Origin of the sequence: Xanthomonas sp. BRIP62411, assembly GCF_003993525.1 — a bacterium.
Lineage (GTDB): Bacteria > Pseudomonadota > Gammaproteobacteria > Xanthomonadales > Xanthomonadaceae > Xanthomonas > Xanthomonas euroxanthea.
Genome location: NZ_QEZI01000018.1, coordinates 1 through 16,103, shown reverse-complemented (window position 1 = coordinate 16,103; position 16,103 = coordinate 1). Strand labels below are relative to the sequence as shown.

14 protein-coding genes are annotated in these 16,103 nt (G+C 66.6%); 4 read left to right on the top strand and 10 right to left on the bottom strand.

The window, feature by feature from the left end:
- Positions 1–43 precede the first annotated feature (43 nt).
- The 6 genes from trxC to EO139_RS14835 all read right to left on the bottom strand — a co-directional run bounded on the left by trxC (position 44) and on the right by EO139_RS14835 (position 7,132).
- Positions 44–490, bottom strand: coding sequence for a thioredoxin TrxC (gene trxC / locus EO139_RS14860; RefSeq protein ID WP_104582459.1), 447 nt, complete (start codon positions 488–490; stop codon positions 44–46).
- Between the two features lie 185 nt (positions 491–675).
- Positions 676–1,041, bottom strand: coding sequence for a DUF1428 domain-containing protein (locus tag EO139_RS14855; RefSeq protein WP_104582460.1), 366 nt, complete (start codon positions 1,039–1,041; stop codon positions 676–678).
- Between the two features lie 388 nt (positions 1,042–1,429).
- Positions 1,430–2,560, bottom strand: a complete 1,131-nt coding sequence (locus EO139_RS14850) for a hybrid sensor histidine kinase/response regulator (protein WP_104582461.1) — start codon at positions 2,558–2,560, stop codon at positions 1,430–1,432.
- Positions 2,557–3,144 carry a chemotaxis protein CheB gene (locus EO139_RS14845; RefSeq protein WP_104582462.1) on the bottom strand — a complete coding sequence of 196 codons (588 nt, stop codon included), beginning with the start codon at positions 3,142–3,144 and terminating at the stop codon, positions 2,557–2,559. The genes EO139_RS14850 and EO139_RS14845 overlap by 4 nt, the downstream gene beginning before the upstream one ends.
- Positions 3,141–3,992, bottom strand: a complete 852-nt coding sequence (locus EO139_RS14840) for a CheR family methyltransferase (protein ID WP_180496911.1) — start codon at positions 3,990–3,992, stop codon at positions 3,141–3,143. Before EO139_RS14840 ends, EO139_RS14845 begins: the two co-directional genes overlap by 4 nt.
- Positions 3,965–7,132 carry a response regulator gene (locus EO139_RS14835; protein WP_104582464.1) on the bottom strand — a complete coding sequence of 1,056 codons (3,168 nt, stop codon included), beginning with the start codon at positions 7,130–7,132 and terminating at the stop codon, positions 3,965–3,967. Before EO139_RS14835 ends, EO139_RS14840 begins: the two co-directional genes overlap by 28 nt.
- Before the next feature lie 155 nt (positions 7,133–7,287).
- Between EO139_RS14835 and EO139_RS14830 the strand changes: the two genes are divergently transcribed.
- Together EO139_RS14830 and EO139_RS14825 are read left to right on the top strand one after the other, a co-directional pair.
- On the top strand, positions 7,288–8,451 hold the full coding sequence (locus tag EO139_RS14830; protein ID WP_126941837.1) for a PAS domain S-box protein: 1,164 nt from the start codon (positions 7,288–7,290) through the stop codon (positions 8,449–8,451).
- The gene (locus EO139_RS14825; RefSeq protein WP_104582466.1) at positions 8,444–8,812 is read left to right on the top strand and encodes a response regulator; all 369 of its coding nucleotides are present in this window, start codon (positions 8,444–8,446) and stop codon (positions 8,810–8,812) included. The genes EO139_RS14830 and EO139_RS14825 overlap by 8 nt, the downstream gene beginning before the upstream one ends.
- A 96-nt stretch (positions 8,813–8,908) precedes the next feature.
- Here EO139_RS14825 and EO139_RS14820 read toward each other — a convergent pair whose 3' ends face one another.
- Together EO139_RS14820 and EO139_RS14815 are read right to left on the bottom strand one after the other, a co-directional pair.
- On the bottom strand, positions 8,909–10,258 hold the full coding sequence (locus EO139_RS14820; RefSeq protein WP_126971281.1) for a glycoside hydrolase family 16 protein: 1,350 nt from the start codon (positions 10,256–10,258) through the stop codon (positions 8,909–8,911).
- Positions 10,259–10,673: 415 nt separating this feature from the next.
- On the bottom strand, positions 10,674–10,949 hold the full coding sequence (locus tag EO139_RS14815; RefSeq protein WP_104582468.1) for a DUF2798 domain-containing protein: 276 nt from the start codon (positions 10,947–10,949) through the stop codon (positions 10,674–10,676).
- Positions 10,950–11,084: 135 nt separating this feature from the next.
- Between EO139_RS14815 and EO139_RS14810 the strand changes: the two genes are divergently transcribed.
- Positions 11,085–12,056 carry a LysR family transcriptional regulator gene (locus tag EO139_RS14810; protein ID WP_126971279.1) on the top strand — a complete coding sequence of 324 codons (972 nt, stop codon included), beginning with the start codon at positions 11,085–11,087 and terminating at the stop codon, positions 12,054–12,056.
- Between the two features lie 170 nt (positions 12,057–12,226).
- On the opposite strand, the gene EO139_RS14805 is transcribed toward EO139_RS14810, so the two are convergent.
- Positions 12,227–13,810 carry an alpha-L-arabinofuranosidase C-terminal domain-containing protein gene (locus EO139_RS14805; RefSeq protein WP_164739870.1) on the bottom strand — a complete coding sequence of 528 codons (1,584 nt, stop codon included), beginning with the start codon at positions 13,808–13,810 and terminating at the stop codon, positions 12,227–12,229.
- 241 nt (positions 13,811–14,051) lie between these two features.
- Here EO139_RS14805 and EO139_RS14800 point away from each other — a divergent pair, with 241 nt between their 5' ends.
- On the top strand, positions 14,052–15,101 hold the full coding sequence (locus tag EO139_RS14800; RefSeq protein WP_126971277.1) for an aldose epimerase family protein: 1,050 nt from the start codon (positions 14,052–14,054) through the stop codon (positions 15,099–15,101).
- Between the two features lie 52 nt (positions 15,102–15,153).
- On the opposite strand, the gene ccsA is transcribed toward EO139_RS14800, so the two are convergent.
- Complete coding sequence (gene ccsA, locus EO139_RS14795) at positions 15,154–15,945, bottom strand: cytochrome c biogenesis protein CcsA (RefSeq protein ID WP_126947445.1); 792 nt, start codon at positions 15,943–15,945, stop codon at positions 15,154–15,156.
- Between the last annotated feature and the right edge of the window lie 158 nt (positions 15,946–16,103).

The window sequence follows — 16,103 nt, the reverse complement described above, 5'->3', positions numbered from 1 at the left end:
GAACCAGGCCCGCTGCGTGCATCACGCAGCGGGTTTTTTTGTATCAACGGCTGCGCAATACCGACTGTACCCAGCTGACGATCTGCGCGCTGCTCACCGCGCCGGAATGCCGGCCCAGCTCACTGCCGCCGCGGATGACCAGCAAGGTCGGGATGCTGCGGATGCCAAAGCGCGTGCCCAGCGCCGGATGCAGATCGGTATCGACCTTGGCCAGCCGCACCTGCGGTTCGAGCATCGCCGCGGCGGCGGCAAAGTGTGGTGCCATGCTCAGGCACGGCCCGCACCACGGCGCCCAGAAATCCACCACCAATGGCAGCGCGCTGCGTACCGCATGCTTGTCGAAGTCGACCGCCGACAACGCCACCGGCGTGCCCAGGAACAATGGTTTATGGCAACTGCCGCAGTTGGGCGCATCGCGCAGACGCGCGTGTGCGACACGATTCATCGCCGCGCAGCTCGGGCAGGCGATCAGGAGCGGTGCGTCGGGCATCTGGCGGTCTCCGGTGGCAGGCAATGCAGTCGCCGCGCCCGCATCCCATGGGCGGCGGGCGCGGCGGCATGCGGCCAGTGTAACGGCCATCGCCAAGGACCCGATGCCGAAGGCTGCCGCCGCCGCACCGGGTGTGCCGCAATGCCGCAACAGACAGACAGGCGCGCCGCAGCACGCTGCCGTGGTCAGCCCGCTTGCCCCAGGCTCAGGATCGGGACGAAGCCGCCGTAGATCAGGCGCTTGCCATCGAACGGCATCGGGTTGACCGACGGGTCCATGCGCGGGTCGTCCATCATCTTGCGCATGCCCGCATCGCGGGTCGCCTTGTCCGGCCATTCGATCCAGGAGAACACCACGGTTTCGTCCTCGCCGGCAGCGACCGCGCGATGGAAGTCGGTCAGTTGTCCATGCTGGACATCATCGCCCCAGCACTCCACCACGCGCAGTGCGCCGTATTCGATGATGATGGCATCGCCCATGCGGGCATGTTCCAGAAACGCGGCCTTGTTGGCCGTGGGCACCGCGAGTGCAAACCCATCCACATACGACATAAGCACCTCCTCAGACATGGCGCACGGCGTGCACCTGATGACGGCGAACAGATGTTGGTGCGATCGGAACACGCTGGAAAGCAGCGCCAGGGTGCGTGTTGCCCGCGTGGATTGCGAGCATACGGTGCATCTGGATGGCGAGCACTGGTCGCGCTCGCATGACGTTGCAAACCGTTTTCGTGCCAAGTTCCGTTGTCGGATCGCATGCGCCGCGCGCTGCGTGAGGCGTCCTGGATGAGTTCGTCAGAGGGATTATGTTGTCACGAAGGGCTGGGGTTGCGACAGGCCGCCAGCATCGGGATTGCATGGGTTTCGATCACCCCGCACGCCTTGCCGGGTGCGCCGTGGCGGCAGCCCGGCGTGCTGCCCGGCCGCCGCATGGCCGCGACTACGCGGCCAGGTTGTGTCGCCGCAGGATGGCTTCGAACACCACGTCGCCGTCTTCGTTGCGTGCCTGCAGCGTGCCGCCGTGCGCCTTGACGAACTGGTCGGCGATGAACAGGCCGAGCCCCAGGCCCTGGCTGGCATGGAAGCTGGCCTTGAACGGCTCGAACAGGCGCGGCATCAGGCTGTCGGGGATGCGTCCGACGTTGCGCACCGACAGCCGCAGCGTGTCGCGTTCGCGTCCGTCCAGGTGCACCCGCACCGGCTCGCTGCCACCGTGCAGCACCGCGTTGCCGACCAGATTGGACACCACCTGTGCCAGGCGATCGCCATCGCCATCGCCGTGCAGGTCGCCCTCGGTACGCAGGTCGATCGGGGTGTGCGGATTGGCCTGTGCCACTTCGCCCACCACGCTGTGGGTAACGTCGCCGAGATTGCAGGGGCCGAACTGCATCGACAGCCCGTCGCTGCGCAGGCGCGAGAAATCCAGCAGCTGCTCGACCATCCGCGCCATCCGCCGCGCGCTGTTTTCCAGGTGATCGAGCGTGCGCGCGGCCGAGCCATCGGCGTCCACATCCAGGCTGAGCTTGTCGGCGCACAGCAGAATCACCGACAGCGGCGTGCGCAGGTCGTGGGTGAGCACGGCCATCATGGTTTCGTTGAGCGTGAGCGCGCGTTCCAGCGAGGCATTGCGTGCCTTGAGCAGGCGCCGCTGCTGGTACAACTCGATGAACACATTGACCTTGCTCAGGATCACGTGCGGCTCGATCGGCTTGTGCAGGAAATCCACCGCGCCGGTTTCATAGCCCTGGAACGCGCGCATCGGATCGTTAGGCGAGGCGGTCAGGAAAATGATCGGCACATGCCGGCTGCGCTGCGAGCCGCGCATCAGCTCGGCCAGCGAGAAGCCGTCCATTTCCGGCATGTGCACATCCAGCAATGCCAGCGCCACATCGTGTTCGAGCAACAGCTCCAGCGCCTGCGCACCGGAGGCGGCGCACAGCACCTGGATGCCGTCGCGCTGCAGCAGCGCTTCCATCGCCACCAGGTTCTGCGGCACGTCGTCGACGATCAGCAGCTTGGCCGGTTCGTCATCGTTGCTGGTTGTCGCCAGGCCGGTCGCGGTGAGGTTCATGGGTGAAAGGTTTCCAGTCGGCTGCAGATCGCCTGCAGGGTGAGCACCGCATCGGCGCCGGCATGGGCGAGCGCCGATGCGGGCATCAGTGGTGAGGCGGCATCGTCGGGGCGCTGGATCCAGGCGCTGCCGCCGACCGCGCGCACCGCCGCCACCCCGGCGCTGCCGTCGCTGCTGGCGCCGGTGAGCAGGATCGCCAGCAGGCGCTGCCCGAACACGTCGGCAGCCGATTCGAACAAGGGGTCGATCGCCGGACGCGAGAACAGCACCGGTGCATCCATCGACAACGCCAGGCTGTCGCGCGTTTCCACCAGCAGATGGTAGTCGGGCGGGGCGATGGTCACGCTGCCGGCGAGCAGCGGCTGCTTGTCTTCGGCCTCGCGCACCGGCAAGGCGCAGCGTGCATCCATCAGCTCGGCAAGGTGGCTGGTGCGGTCGCGCGGCAGATGCAGCACCACCAGCACCGGCATCGGCAGATCCGCAGGCAGGCTGGACAACAGCGCCTGCAAGGCCACGACACCGCCGGCCGAGGCCCCGATCACCATCGCGTCGAAATGAGTTGCCGCCGTGTGCAAGACGTTCATGCGGCCGCCTTGCGGAACAGGCGCTGCTCGCGCGCCACGGTTTCGAACGCCTGCGCATGCGCGCCGAACTGCAGCGACTCCTTGCTGCCCAGGCCCAGGAAGCCTCGATGCACCAACGCATCGTAAAACAGGCCCACTGCACGGTCCTGCAGGCTGCGGTTGAAATAGATCAGCACGTTGCGGCACGACACCAGGTGCACTTCGGAAAACACCGTATCGGTGGCCAGGCTGTGATCGGCGAACACGATATTGCGCTTCAGACGGCGGTCGAACACCGCGCCATCGTAGGCGGTGGTGTAGTAGTCGGACAGCGAGCTGCGGCCGCCGGCGTCCAGATAATTGCGGCTGAACTGCGCAATGCGGTCGATGCCGAAGGCGCCGGCTTCGGCCATGCCCAAGGCTTCGGGATTGATGTCGGTGGCGTAGATCACCGCCTTTTCCAGCAGGCCTTCTTCGTGCAGCAGGATGGCCAGCGACCAGACTTCCTCGCCGGTGCTGCAGCCGGCCACCCACAGCTTGATCGACGGATAGGTACGCAACACCGGCACCACATGTTCGCGCAGGACGCGAAAGTAGGCCGGGTCGCGGAACATCTCCGACACCTGCACGGTGAAGAACTGCATCGCCTGCGCGAAGGTGTCAGGTTCGTGCAGCAGGCGGTGCTGCAGGTCGGCCACGCGCGTGCACTCCATGCGTGCCATCGCGTGGCGCATGCGCCGGCGCAGCGAGGACACCGCGTAATCGCGGAAGTCGTAGTGATAGCGCTGGTAGACCGCTTCCAGCAGCACCCGCAGCTCCAGATCGAACAGCTCCACCGCATTCATTGCCGCGAGCACCACACACGGCACAGCGACACCAGCTTGTCCACGTCGATGGGCTTGGCGATGTAGTCGTTGGCGCCGGCCTCCAGACAGCGTTCGCGATCGTCGGCCATGGCCTTGGCGGTCAGCGCGATGATCGGCAGATCCTGCCATTGGCGATTGGCGCGGATCTGGCGCATCGCGGTCAGCCCGTCCATCTCCGGCATCATGATGTCCATCAACACCAGGTCCACCTCGTGCTTGGCCAGATGTTCCAGCGCCTCGCGGCCGTTGCGGGCGATCTGCAGCGTCACGCCGAGCGGTTCGAGCACGCTGGAGAGCGCGAAGATGTTGCGCACATCGTCTTCGGCCAGCAGCACGGTGGCGCCGTCCAGTACCGCGTCGCGGCGGCGCGCTTCGCGCAGCAGGCGTTGCTGGTCGCTGGGCAGCGAGGCTTCCACGCTGTGCAGGAACAGCGTCACCTCATCGAGCAGACGCTCGGGCGAGCGCACCCCCTTGATGATGATGCTCTTGGAATACCGGCGCAGGCGCTGTTCCTCGTCGCGAGTGAGCGCGCGTCCGGTATAGACGATGACTGGCGGAAACGCCACCGCGTCGTTGCCGGCCATGCGTTCGAGCAGGTCGTAGCCGCTGCCGTCGGGCAGCGCCAGATCGGTGACCATGCAGTCGAAGGTCGAGCCGGCCAGCTGCTGCATCGCGTCGGCAATGCTGCCCACCGCGATGATGTCCAGCTGGTCGCGCGCCAGCAACAATTGCAGATTCGCACGCAGGGCGCTGTCGTCTTCGACGATCAACAGGCGGCGCACCGCGCGGGCATTGGTGTCTTCCAGTTGACGGATCGCACCTGCCAGCAGCTCGCGCGTGGCCGGCTTGATCAAATAGCCCACCGCGCCCAGTTCCAGCGCGATCTGGCTGCGCTCCAGCGCCGATACCACATGCACCGGAATGTGGCGCGTGGCCGGATCGCGCTTGAGGCGTTCGAGCACGCTCAGGCCAGACGCATCCGGCAGGCCGAGGTCGAGCAGGATGCCGCTGGGCCGCAGTTCGGCTGCCAGGCGCAGCGCTTCTTCGGCGCTGGGCGCCACCACGCAGTCGAAATCCAGTTCGTGCGCCAGGTCGACCAGCGCCTGCGCAAAGCGTGCTTCGTCTTCCACTGCCAGGATCAGCCGGCCGGGGCGGGTGCGTTGGTCGCGATCGTCGTCGGCACGCTGCAGCGGCGCAGTGGCGGTTGCCGGAATCGGCAGCGGCAGCGGCATCCCGGTGGAGGCCACCGTGGCGCGCCCATCAAGCCGCGAGGCCATGGCCGTGCCGCTGGCGAACTGCGGCGACGGCGTGCCGCCGAGTGCTGCGCCTGCGTTTGCCGGCGCGGCCATCGCCAGCTCGGCCGGTGCGCCGTCGATCGGCAATTCCAGCGTAAAACAGCTGCCGCGCCCCGGTTGGCTGTCCACGCGGATGCTGCCGCCCATGCGCTGGGCCAGGTCGCGCGAGATCGACAAGCCCAGGCCGGTGCCGCCATAGCGGCGGCGTGTGCTGCCATCGGCCTGACGGAACGCTTCGAAGATGATCTCGGTCTGTTCGTGCGCGATGCCGATGCCGGTGTCGTTGACCTTGAACAGCACCCGGCCCGGCGTATGCGCCTGGATCGACAGGCTGACGCTGCCGTGCTCGGTGAACTTGATCGCATTGGCCAGCAGGTTCTTGAGGATCTGCTGCAGACGTTGGCTGTCGACGACCAGTTGCGTCGGTGCATCGGATTCGGCAGCCAGCTGCAGGGCCAGGCCTTTCTGGCGCGCCAGCGGCTCGAAGGTTTCGCGCAGGCGCTGCACCACCGAGCTGGTGGCGATGGTTTCGTCGGCCAGTTCCACATGCCCGGCCTCGATCTTGGACAGGTCGAGAATGTCGTTGATCAACGCCAGCAGATCGTTGTTGGACGACAGGATCGCCTGTGCGTACTTCACCTGCTCGGGGCTGAGCGTGCCGTCCTTGTTGTCCGCCAGCAGCTTGGCCAGGATCAACGCGCTGTTGAGCGGCGTACGCAACTCGTGCGACATGTTGGCCAGAAACTCGGATTTGTAGCGCGAGGCGGTGGACAGCTCGTTGCTGTTGCGCACCAGCTGATTCTGCGCCACCAGCAAGGCCTGCTTCTGCGCTTCCAGTGCCTGGGTGCGTTCTTCCAGCTGCACATTGGTCTGTTCGAGTTCGGCTTGCTGCATCTCCAGATCGCTCTGCGATTGCTGCAGGCTGCGGCTCTGTTCCTCCAGCTCCTCGTTGGCCACGCGCAGCTCTTCCTGCTGGGTCTGCAGTTCTTCGCTTTGACGCTGGGTTTCTTCCAGCAGGGCCACCAGCTGCGCGCGCAGCAATGCCGTGCGCAAGGCCAGGCCGATGTTTTCGCCGCAGCGTGCGAGCAGCTCTTCTTCGCGCGTGCGGGCGATGCCCGGTGCGGCGGCGCGGCCCAGCTCGAGAATGCCGATCACCCGCCCATCGGCGATGACCGGCGCCAGCAGCAGCTCCTGGCAGGCGCTGCGGCCCAGGCCGGAGGCGATCTGCAGATGTCCGGCGTCCACGCCGCGCACCCGGCGTACCGTGCCGCCACGCAAGGCCTCGCCGAGTTGGCCGGCATCGGTCGGCAGCGTCCTGGATACATCGGCCGGCAGCGCGGTGCCGCCGGTCAGCCGCAGGCGGTCGCCTTCGATGCGATACAGCGCGCCGACCTGGGCATCCAGCGTGTCGCACAGTGCCTGCACGGCCGCATTGGCCAGATCGTCCGGGCTGTGGTCGCCGCGCAGACTGGCTTCGACGGTGTTTTCGGCCTGCTGCAGCCATAACGCCAGTTCGGCCTGACGGCGCGCGCGGATGGCCTGCATCACCACCAGCGCCATCGCCAGGAACGAGACCCCGCCGATGCTGCGGTTGATCGAGGAGAAACTCGAACTGGTACTGGCCGGCGCCAGCTTGAAACCGACTGCCAGCAGCACGCACGACAGCGCCGCGACCACCAGTGGCGCCTGCACGCGATTCTGGAAGACCGTCACGCCCACTGCGACGAAGTAGGTCAGCCACACTGCATAGCCGAGTGGGGTGACCAACTCCACGCCGAGTGTTCCCGCCATCAGGGCCCCCGCGATCACCCACACCCAGCGGTCGCGTGTGGTCGAGATGTTCTGCATGACGGCGCGGACCTGACTGGGGGGCGGTCATGGTAGCCGATAAGTTTCACGTTCAAATCGCCGGTATTTTGACGCTTTGCAGTCGGGTCGGCTTGCACGCAGCCTTCACGCACCCGTCACTATGGTCGCGCGCTTTTCCGGGGAAAAGTCGCGCGATGGATGCGGAGACGGCCGTCGACAGTGCGGGGCCGCTTTCTCACGACAGCCGGCAGTGCCAGCTGTTGGTGCAGAGCGTGTCCAATTACGCGATCTACATGCTCGATACGGGCGGCCATGTGTGCAGCTGGAATCCCGGTGTCGAGCGCATCAAGGGCTATACCGCCGCCGAGGTCATTGGCTCGCACTTCTCGCGTTTCTACCTGCCCGAGGACGTGCAACGCGGCGAACCGGCGCAGAATCTGGACACCGCCAAGCGCGAAGGGCGCTTTGCCACCGAGGGCTGGCGGCTTCGCAAGGACGGCAGCCGCTTCTGGGCGAGCGTGGCGATCGAACCGGTGCTGGAATTCGGCGTCCTGGTGGGGTTTGCCAAGGTCACCTGCGACATCGACCAGCGACACCAGGCGCAGCAGCTGTTGCAGCAGGCGCAGCACGCCCTGCTGCAGTCGCAGAAGGTGGATGCGCTGGGCCGCCTGACGCTCGGCATGGCGCACGATTTCAACAATCTGCTGACCGTGATGGTGACCAGCCTGGATCTGATCGCGCTGCGTGCCGGCGACGATGCACGCACGCGCATGCTGGTGGAAGCAGCGCAGACCGCAGTCGATCGTGGCACCTTGCTGACGCGCCAACTGCTGTCCTTCGCACGTGGGCAGCGGCTGATTCCCGAGCGCCATGGCGCCAACGCGGTGGTGACGCGCTCGCTGGAGCTGCTGCGGCGTGCCTGCCCGGCCGGGATCGTGCTGTCGCTGGCGTTCGCCGAGCAGTTGCCCGATATCCGCGTGGACCCTGGCCAACTGGAAGCGGCCTTGCTCAATCTGGTGTTCAATAGCTGCGATGCCATGCCCGGCGGCGGCAATATCGTGCTGGAAACGGCCGTACAGCAGCGTGCTGCGCCGTCCGATCCGCATGGCCAGCCGTGCAATTACGTCAGTATCGCCGTGCGCGATGACGGCCCCGGCATGTCCGCGCACGTGGCGCGATGCGCCAGTGAGCCGTTTTTCACCACCAAGGACGTGGGCAAGGGCTCGGGCCTGGGATTGAGCCAGGTGTATGGCTTCGCCTCCCAGTCCGGCGGCTTCGTCGAGCTGGACACCGCTCCCGCCCGCGGCACCACCGTTACCCTGTTTCTCCCGGCCATCGAGGAGGCTGAGCATGACTGAACCCCTGCGTCTGTTGATGGTGGAAGATCAGCAGGAATTGCGCGAACTGATCGGCGAGGCGCTGCGCGATGCAGGCATCACCGTCGAGACCGCCGACGACGGCCATAGCGCCTTGCGCATGCTGCGCGAGAATGGTCCCTATGATGTGGTCTTCAGCGATGTCCGCATGCCCAACGGCATGTCGGGCATCGAACTGAGCGAACACGTGGCGCAACTGCTGCCGCAGGCGCGGGTGATCCTGGCCTCGGGATTCGCAAAGGCGCAGTTGCCACCGCTGCCGGCGCGGGTGGATTTCCTGCCCAAGCCGTATCGCCTGCGTCAGCTGATCGACGTGTTGAAAGGCGTTGCAGCCAACGCCTGAGCACTGGCTGCGCCGGTCGCGCGCTGCAGGAACCGCTGCACGGAATTGCGCGGCCATCGTGTGGCGCCTTCGCCGGGATTGCTGCATGGATGCCGCTCAACGGCTCTGGTAATACACCTTGTCGATGGCGATCTCCACCGGCGCGGCGGGGGGATCGGCCACCAGCATGAACATCTGTTTGACCGCCTGCAGGTCCAGATCGTAGAACGCACTGAAGGGAATGCTCACCTCGTGCCAGGCGCCGTCGCGCACCAGGCCGTATTGATTGCCGCCAGCGGTGAAATCCACCCAGCTGTCGCCGAAGCTGGTGTTGATGCCGATCTTGAACGTCGACGGCGTGGTGGTTTTCAGATGCAGCTTCAGCGCGCCGCCGGCGTAGGCGGCCATGTTGCGATAGTCGGTCTGGATGCCCAGGCCATACCAGGCACCGGCGTTGGCGCGGTACGCCATCACGTTGCTGCCTTCGAACGGCGCCTGCGCAATCGGGGTGAGGTTGTTCCACAGATACAGCTCGGCATCCTGGCCGAACTGCAGCCGCCCGCTGGTGTCGGCCTGCTCGGTGAACACGCCAAAGCGCCCTGCCGGCGCGGCATGTTGCGCGCCCACGTACAGCTGCGAACCGGGATTTTGATACAGGCGGATGTAGTCGACCTCCATCCTGCCCGGCAGCGGCGCGGTCACCGCCGCAGGCGAGGTGATGCCGGTATAGGTGCCGCCCACGGCGAGATTGAGCAGTAGATACTGCTGCTGATGGAATTCGTGCAGCGAGGCGCCTTCGATATTGGAGATCGCAAACTCGAAGTATTGCTGGCCATCGATCGACACGCGGATGAACTGCGGGTCCCAGGTCATGCGGTACACATGGAAGTCGGCATGCAGATCCACCGGGCTGGTGTAGCTGGTGTCGTAGTCTGCTTGCTGGCCGTTGTAGTCCCAGTGCACGGCGGCGCCGATACGGCGATTGGCGGTGCCATTGGCGATCGCCGCGGCCATGCCGGCTTCCATCAGGTCGATCTCGCCACGGCCTGGCCACACGCCGATGGTGCCCAGCATCCAGTATGCCGGCCACAGCCCGTTGCCCACCACCGGCGTCTTGATGCGCGCTTCCAGCGTGCCGTACTTGAAATGCATGCGGCCTTCGGTCTTCAGGCGCGCCGAGGTGAACGGCATGCCCTGGAACGCTTCGCGCCGCGCTTCGATCACCAGCCGGCCATTCTCGATGCGCGCGTTTTCGGCGCGGCTGGTGTAGTACTGCATCTCGCCATTGCCCCAGCCGCACAAGCCGATCTGGCAGCCGTTGCCGACATCGTAGGTCCACTTGTTGCCATCGATGCCGGGCCCATTGAAGTTGTCCTCCCACACCAGGGTTTGCGCGTGCGCGCCTGGTGGCATCGCCACGGCCCAGAGCAGGGCGAGCTGCACAGCGGCACTGCGTCGCGTGTTCATGCGTGCTTCTCCAGAAAGTGGACCGATGTCCATGGAGACGTGACGCTGCGCAGCCGCTACTTCAGTGTCAAAGCAATTGTGTGGCGCGTTTCAGTTCCGTGGTGTTCATTCCGGAATAGTCCAGCATTGTCATGACGGCGGTCGCAGACTGCATGCACCGGATGTTGCGCGGCAGCAGCTGGCTGCGAATGTCCGCTGCCGGCAGGTGGCATGCGCAGCGTCCAGGTCGGAACATTCAAGCGGGGGAGATGGCGGATCGACGATGCATGCGGGCGCGTGCTGCACCTGCCGCAATGCCCCGTCCTGGATGCCGCTGCGGCAGGCAAGGCGCATGCTGCTGCTCATCGATGGCTGCGCAGACGCATCGGTACGCTTGCCGTATGGCCGTTTCCGGGCATGCTCGCGCACGCCTGACTCAATGCCCGGCGTGCACCGTCCACGCCACCAGTCGTATCACCAGCGGGCGCACCACCAGCACGCAGCAGAATGCGGTAGGCATCGCGATGCGGTAGGCGTCCAGCACGCGCCACAGGTAGCCGGGGGCCAGGCCGGTATTGGCGCCCGTGATCACCAGGCACATCAGCAGGGCCATGATCGCGGCCATGTAGAACGCGAACACGAACGGGGTGGTGCGCACGCCGAGTTTCCAGCGTGGGCGCATCAACGGGGAGGAAGGGGGAGATGTCGACATGCAATGGCCTCGGTTGCCGCGGATCGGCACGATGGGCAGCACTGTAGGGACGCCACCGCGGCCGGGGTAGATCGCGTAGCCTTGCGGCTTACGTAAGAAAAACTTACGAATCGTTTGGTAATACTTGCCTATTCAATGAACATTCTTCAGTCCATCCGCAGCTTTGTCAGCACTGTCGATGCCGGCAGCATTGCCGGAGGCGCCAAGTTGCTGGGGATCAGTGCTGCCGCGGTCAGCCAGAACATCGCGCGTCTGGAACAGCATTTGGGCGTGCGTCTGCTGCACCGGACCACGCGCAGCCTGGCGCTGACCGAGCGCGGCACGCTGTACTTCGAACAGGTGCGGCAGCTGGAGCGCGATCTGGAGCGCGCGCGGCAATCGGTGGCCGGGCCGCAGCAGGCGCCGGCGGGGCGATTGCGGGTGGCCAGCACCGCGGCCTTCGCGCGGCACGTGCTCGCCCCGATGCTGCCGGCCCTGCGTCAGCAGTATCCGCAGCTGGAGATCGAGCTGCTGTGTACCGACCGGGCTGTGCAGCACGCCCAGGAAAGCGTGGATGTCAGCCTGCGCATCGAAGCGCAGCTGGAAGACGGCCTGGTGGCGCGCTGCATCGCCCAGGTGCCGCTGGTGGTCTGCGCAGCTCCCGAGTATCTGGCGCGCTGCGGGACGCCGCAAACCGCGGACGACTTGAAGTATCACGATTGCCTGCTGCTGCGTTACCCGGTCGACGGGCGCTGCCTGCCATGGAATTTCGTGCGCAATGGCGTGCGCTTCCAGCCGGAGCTGGGCAAGGCGATGGTCAGCGACGATATCGATGCGCTCGCCACCATGGCCACCGCCGGCGGCGGCATCGCGCGCCTGGCCGCCTATGTGGTGCAGCCTTATCTGCAGCGCGACCAGCTGCAGCCGCTGTTTGTCTCAGCTCTCGGCAGCACCGCCCAGGCATTGCCGGAACCGCTGCGTATCTACCTCTGCGTCGCCGACCGCCGCGACTTCACCCCCAAGGTGCGTGCCTTCATGCAGCACGTACTCGAACGCCTGCCCGTGCAATGGCGTATCGCCGAACCCACGCTGGCGCCTGCGCCCGCCCAGGCGGCAACCGGGGTATAGCCGGCATTCGACATCTGGAGACCGCCCGGTTGCGTGCCCTGGTCCACCAGGCGCACGCAGGCGTCATGCGCGGGCGCGCGATGCGTCGAGAAAATCGCCTTGCAACACCGTTTGCGCAGTCATCGCTCGCCAGCCACTGCGGCGACGGCAGCTGGTGCCGCCGCCATCACTCACTCCAGCTTGAGCATCACGATCGAACGCGCCGGCAAGGCCACCGTCAAGGCCTTGCCTCGTACCCGTGCGCCCTTAAATGCCTTCGGCTCCACCGCATGCGGCTGGGCAAAGGTGTTGTGCGTGGTGATCGCCGGCGCAGTGAGGATCTGCCCATCCACGCTGCTCGCTGACAGGCCTTCTACCTGCACGCTCACGCTCGCCGCTGCGTTGGCCGCCAGATTGGTCAGCGCGATGTAGACGTGTCCGTCCTTGGCCTTGACCGCCGAGCCGTGCACTGCGGGCACGTGGACATCGCCGTGGCGATACTCGGGTGTGCGTAGTTGCAGCGGCAGCTGGGTGGCGTCCTGGTACGGCTTGTACAGCGCGAACACGTGGTAGGTCGGCGTCAGCACCATCTTGTCGCCGTCGGTGAGGATCATCGCCTGCAGCACATTGACCATCTGCGCGATGTTGGCCATGCGCACGCGTTCGGCATGTGCGCTGAAGATGTCGATGTTCAACGCGGCCACCAATGCATCGCGCAGGCTGTTTTGTTGATGCAGAAAGCCCGGGTTCGCATCCGGCAGCCCGGCGTACCAGGTGCCCCATTCGTCCACCACCAGCGCGACCTTCTTGCCCGGGTCGTAGCGGTCCATGATCGCGCTGTGTCTGCTGATCAGCTCGTCCATCACCAGCGTGCGCGACAGCGTGTCGATCCAGGCGGCTTCGTCGAAGTCGGTGGAGGAGGCGCGCGGCGGCCAGCCACCGGGCACGGTGTAGTAGTGCAGGCTCAGGCCGTCCATCAGCGTGCCGGCCTCGCGCATCATCACTTCGGTCCAGTGGTAGTCGTCGTTGTTGGGGCCGGGCGCGATCTTGAGGATCTTCTGGTTGGCCGGTGCCTTGACGAAGGTCTGGTAGCGCCGATAGACGTCGGCCGCGTATTCCACGCGCATGTTGCCGCCGCAGCCCCACAACTCGTTGCCCACGCCGAAGTAGGGCACCTGCCACGGCGCGTTGCGGCCATTGGCGCGGCGCTCGTTGGCCAGGCTGGAGCGGGTGGGTGCGGTCATGTATTCGGCCCACTGCGCGATTTCGTCCGGCGCCGCATTGCCCACGTTGCCGGCGATATAGGCCTGGGTGCCCAGCAGTTCGGTGAAGTCCATGAACTCGTGCGTGCCGAAGCGGTTGGATTCTTCCACGCCGCCCCAGTGTGTGTTGACGCTGACCGGGCGCCGGGCCGGCGCGCCGACGCCATCGCGCCAATGGTATTCGTCGGCGAAGCAGCCGCCGGGCCAGCGGATGTTGGGCACGGCAATCGCCTTCAGCGCGGCCAGCACATCGTTGCGATAGCCACGCGTATTGGCAATCGCCGAGTCCTCGCCGACCCACACCCCGCCATAGATGCCGGTTCCCAGATGCTCGGCGAACTGGCCGAACAGCTGCCGCGACACCTGCGCGCCGGGCTGGTCCGCGCGCAGCGTGCCGGTCACCTCGACCTCGGCAGCAGAGGCGGCGAGCGCGCTGGCGACCAAGGCCGCGCCAACGACAGCCTGCAACAGCCGTCTGGGCGATATCCGCAAGGCGGGAAGAATCCACTGCATCGGCTTGGCGCTCCTGTGCTGATCGATCGAGGTTGTCGCACGCCGCAGCGTCGGCGGGCGCGTCGCTAGCCTAGTGCCTGCAACCTCGGCTTGTATTGCTGCATCGCGATCAAGCCGCCGGACGCTGGTGCATGCCTTGCCGCCATCGCCATCGCCGCGCGCCGGGATGTGCGCCGGGGCATGGTCGTCGACCGCGCTCCCCCGCTATGCTCGCCAGCTTCCAGTATCGGCGGGACGATCCATGCAGCGAGTGTTCGGGCAGTTGCCAGGCGGTGTCGAAGTCCATGCGCTCACGCTGCGCAGCGATGCCGGACTGGAGGCGGAAGTGCTCACTTACGGCGGCATCCTGCATGCGCTGCGGCTGACCACCGCGCGCGGGGTAGTGCCGCTGCTGCTGGCATTGCCGGATCTGCCGGCGTACGCCGCCGATGGCGACAGCCTCAACATCCTGGTCGGCCGCTTCGGCAACCGCATCGCCGGTGCGCGCTACACGCTGGACGGTGTCACCCACACGCTGGCCGCCAACGAAGGGCGTAACCAGTTGCACGGCGGCCTGCGCGGCTTCGGGCGGCGCGTGTGGAGCGTGCTGGAGCAGGCGCCGGACCAGCTGCTGCTCGGTTACCACTCGCCCGACGGCGAAGAAGGCTATCCCGGCAATCTGCAGGTGCGCGCGCGGCTGCAGCTGCAAGGGCGCCGCCTGCAGCTGGACTTCGAGGCGCAATGCGATGCCGCCACCCCGTTGAACCTGACCCATCACCCCTACTTCAATCTCTCCGGCGACCCGCATCAGCGCGCCGCGCTGCAGGTGCTGCGCGTGCCGGCCGATCGCTATCTGCCGGTGGATGCCGAATCGATCCCGACCGGCGAGATCGCCTCGGTCGCCGGCACGCCGTTCGATTTCCGCCATGCGGCGGCGCTGGCCGACAACATCATTCCGTCGCACCCGCAGGTGGTGCTGGGCAAGGGCTACGACCAATGCCTGGTGCTGGCCGCCGGGGCCGAGTGCGTTGCCGAGCTGTACTCGCCGCACAGTGGCGTGGCGCTGCGCATCAGCAGCGACGCGCCGGCGGTGCAACTCTACGAAGGCCAGCATCTGGACGCCCACCACCCCGGCCTCGGCCGCGGCGTCTGCCTGGAGCCGCAGGACTACCCGGATGCGCCCAATCACCCCAACTTCCCGTCGACAATCCTGCGGCCCGGGCAGGTCTACCGCCGCCGCATCGCCTATCACTTCGCCGACCCGGGGCCGGATCAGCCCTGGCCGGTGGTGAGCGCTGCGCTGGACGCCTGAGCGCGTGGATCGCCGCGACGGTGAGGCCGCGGCGCGCCTGAAGCCAGGCCGATCAGCGCGGCCCCAGCACCAGTTCGATCACAAACTTGCTGCCGAAGAACGACAACACCAGCAGCGCCATCGCGGTCAGCGTCCAGTGCACCGCCTTGGTGCCGCGCCAGCCGTTGCGCCAGCGGCCGATCAGCAGCGCACCGAACACGATCCACGACAGGATGCTGAGCACGGTCTTGTGCAGCAGCCGCTGCGCCAGGAAGTCCTGCACGAACAGCAGGCCGGTCAGCAGGGTCAGGCTCAACAGCACGAAGCCCACCGTGATGGTGCGGAACAGCAGCGTCTCCAGCTCGGTCAACGGCGGCAGCGCGCGCAGCCAGGTGTGGAAATCGCGCCGGCGCAGGGCCCGCTCCTGCAGCCACAGCATGATCGCCAGCAACGCGGCGATACCCAGCGTGGCATAGGCCAGCAGCGCCATCCACGCATGCAGTTCCAGCCGCCAGCCCAGGTCCGAGCTCGGTTCGTGGCCGTAGGCGTGGTAGCAGGCCAGCAGGATCGCCGACAGCGGGAACACCACCACGCCCACCGCCGCCATGCGCCCGCGCGCGCCGAACACCGCTGTCAGCGCGGCCATGCCCAGGCCGCTCAGCGAGAGCGCTGCGAAGAAATGCATGTCCGGCCCGCCGGCGGTGCGCAATGCCACCAGCACGTGATACCCGGCGTGCACCGCCACGGCCGCCAGCGCCGGGACCAGCCAGCGTGCCGGCGCCTGGTTGCCATCACGCAGCACCGACCGGGTGAGCAGCGCCGTGGCCAGCAGATACAAGGCGAACGCGATGAGAACGATTGTCATCGTGTCAGTTTCGCATATTGGTGGGGCGGGGAATCGGGAATCGGGAATCGGGAAAAGCGGGTTGCGAGCTGGCGGGCTGGCGCTGGCGGCTTGCGGGGGCCGGCCGCGGTTTCTGTCCATTGCGGCGCCGGCGCTGGCTGGCCGCGCGCATGGACGGG